The following is a 3,010-nucleotide window of genomic DNA, read 5'->3' on the forward strand; positions in this document are numbered from 1 at the left end:
CAAACGCCATTTTTTTTGCCATTTTCATCCAATTTATTAATGCTTTGGGCAAAACCAATCGATGTTAAAAGCAATAAGGCAATAATATATTTCATAATGTGATTTTTAATATAACGGTAAAAAGTGGATTTTAGTATTCAAAAATGGTTCCAAAATTTATGATCCCAATTCCAAAGCTCTGTCATTGGCAGCTTTTACAGCTTCTATAATGGTTTTTTCTAATATCCCTTTTTCAAAAACACGCAAAGCACTTTCGGTCGTTCCACCTTTTGAAGCCACTTTGGCAATCCATTCTTCATTCGATAATGAATAGCTGTTTTGTATTGCTACCGAACCCATAAAAGTTTGATTAACCAAGAGTTCAGCTTCCGATTCGTTGAAGCCTAAATCTACAGCTGCCTTTATCATAGATTGCATAAAATAAAAAACATACGCAGGTCCACTTCCCGAAATGGCTGTGGCAGCATCAATCAGTTTTTCATTCTCAACATAGACCGATTTTCCTGTTGTATTGATAAGATTCTGAATGATAAACAGTTCCTTTCTGTCAACATTCGCAGAAGCTGTGAAAACGGTCATTCCCATTCCGATTTGCGTTGGAATATTGGGCATCGAACGTACAATTTTGGAACAGGAAAGTTGGGTTTCTAATTTGGATATTGTAATTCCGGCCATGACCGAAAAAACGATTTGACTGTCTCTTAAATACGGTTTTATGGATTGTGCCAAAATACTAAAATCTTGTGGTTTTACGGCTAAAATCACGATGTCAAAATCAGCAATTTTCTCTGAAACAGAAACAGAAAAATTAGCTTTTGGAATAGCGCTTTCGATAGTTGAAAAATCACTATTTCTAACCAAAACAAAAATATCTTCGGGTTTAATGAAGCGGGAACTGATAAAACTATTGGCATAGGTTTTACCCATATTTCCGTGACCAATTATTAGTACTTTCATGGCTTTATAAAATTAAAAACTCTGTTTAAAGGTATATTTTTAAACAGAGTTTTGAAAATGTATTATTCGAATTATTTCTTTTTGCCTTGGATCTTCTTTTGCTCTTCAGCCTGTTCCATCATTTCACGCATTTTTTTCTGAAACTTACCTTCTGTTTTTGGCTTAGCTTTATTCTCCTGAATTTGAGCATGAATCTTATCACTACTGATAAAATATTTTTTGATAACCAACATAATTCCAATCGTAATTAAGTTAGAAATAAAGTTATACAAACTCAATCCGGAACCATAAGTATTGAAGAAAATCAACATCATTACCGGTGAAACATAAATCATGATTTTCATGATTTTTGCCATGTCGGGCATTCCGTCTTGTTGTGGTTGTGCCATGGCCTGATCGCCTGAAGTCATTTTCATATAAAAGAAAATCGCAATCGCTGCTAAAATCGGGAACAAACTGATGTGGTCTCCATACAACGGGATATTGAAAGGCAATTTAACTATCTGATCAAATGATGATAAATCGTCAGCCCAAAGGAAGCCTTTTTGTCTTAATTCAAATGCTGATGGGAAAAACTGGAACGACGCATACATAAACGGAATTTGTATCAAGGCAGGAATACAGCCAGCCATTGGATTCACTCCGGCTTTATTGTAAAGCTTCATTGTTTCCTGTTGCTTTTTCATTGGATCTTTTTTGAACTTTTCTCCAATTTCCATAATTTCGGGACGCAATACTTTCATCTTCGCCTGAGATAAAAATGATTTAAACGTGATTGGCGACATTGCAATTTTTATCAAAATCGTAAACACAATAATCGCAATTCCTAATCCCATAAACGAGCTTAGAAATCCGAATAACGGAATGAAAATAAACTTGTTTATCCAACCAAAAATCCCCCAACCTAATGGAACAATTTTTTCTAGATTTCGGTCGTAGTTTTTTAAAGTTTTATAATCCGTTGGGCCATAATACCAATTCATTTTGTAATCTAACTCTCCGTTGTTAAATGCTAATGGTATTGTTGCTTTATACTGCTTTGTGAAAATGGTGTCTTTTTTATCATCCTTAACCAAATTGTCTGAATGCAATTTTGCTTTTTCAAATGGCGTTTTAGTCAATAATATACTTGAGAAAAAGTGTTGTTTATAGGCAATAAAAGTTGCCTTTTCTGGATTTTCTTCTTTGCCATTTCCTTGTCCAACGTAATCAATTTTTCCACCATCGTGCTCGAAATAAATTTCGGCATAACGGTTTTCATAAGTGACACTTCTTTCGTTTCTGTAGCTTTTTAAATCCCATTCTAAATCAATTGGTTTTGACGTATTTAAAACAGTACTCAATCCTTGTGAATGGACATCAAAATCAACTAAGTATTTGTTTGGTGCCAAAACATATTTGTATTCCAAATACTCATTTGCTCCGGATTTTAACTTCATTGAAAGGACTTGGTTGTCTCCAACTTTGGTCAATGTTGGTTCAAAATACAAGTCTTTTGTATTTAAAACACGATTGTCTTTAGTCTGTAACTGAAGATTAAAACTGGCGTTATTGTCTTTAATCAATTCAACTAATTGCCCTGAATTTTTCCTGAATTTTTCATACTTTTTCAAGATTGCTTCAACAACATATCCACCTTTATTGGCAATTTTTAAGCTTACAAAATCATTTTCTAAAGTCGTGAAATTTACTGTAGCGGAAGGCAAAGTCGCTGAATAAGCAAAGCTTCCTAAAGCACCTTGAAGTTTTTGAATTTTAACTGAATCAGTAACCGTTGAATCTAAAGCAATGGTTGCTGCTGCTTCTTTTGGCGGGGATACTTTTGCATTTTGAATGCTGTCTTTTGTAGCTCTCGCTTTTTCCAGTTGTTCGTTTTTGGTAGTTTTTTGTCCGTTGTACATCATCCAAACAATGATGACGAATATCAACCCAAAACCAATAATTGTATTAAAATCAAATTTCTTTTCTTCCATAGTAATGCTGAACTTTTCAGTTCCTTTATTTATTTTTATGTTTTACCATTGCGGCCACAAAGCTAACAAAAATTGGGTGT

2 protein-coding genes are annotated in these 3,010 nt (G+C 34.0%); both read right to left on the reverse strand.

Going from position 1 to position 3,010, the window contains the following annotated elements:
* Positions 1-156: 156 nt before the first annotated feature.
* The gene (proC, locus tag ABIQ27_RS01815) at positions 157-957 is read right to left on the reverse strand and encodes a pyrroline-5-carboxylate reductase (RefSeq protein ID WP_348031508.1); all 801 of its coding nucleotides are present in this window, start codon (positions 955-957) and stop codon (positions 157-159) included.
* Between the two features lie 71 nt (positions 958-1,028).
* Positions 1,029-2,930 (reverse strand): membrane protein insertase YidC, encoded by a 1,902-nt coding sequence (gene yidC, locus ABIQ27_RS01820; RefSeq protein WP_348031510.1) that lies wholly within the window; start codon positions 2,928-2,930, stop codon positions 1,029-1,031.
* Positions 2,931-3,010: the final 80 nt, after the last annotated feature.

It is taken from the genome of Flavobacterium sp. (genome assembly GCF_039916025.1).
In the GTDB taxonomy this organism is placed as follows: domain Bacteria; phylum Bacteroidota; class Bacteroidia; order Flavobacteriales; family Flavobacteriaceae; genus Flavobacterium.

Excerpts from the sequence above, each read along its gene's own strand:
- proC (WP_348031508.1), bottom strand. The coding sequence starts at position 957 with ATGAAAGTACTAATAATTGGTCACGGAAATATGGGTAAAACCTATGCC.
- yidC (WP_348031510.1), bottom strand. The coding sequence starts at position 2,930 with ATGGAAGAAAAGAAATTTGATTTTAATACAATTATTGGTTTTGGGTTG.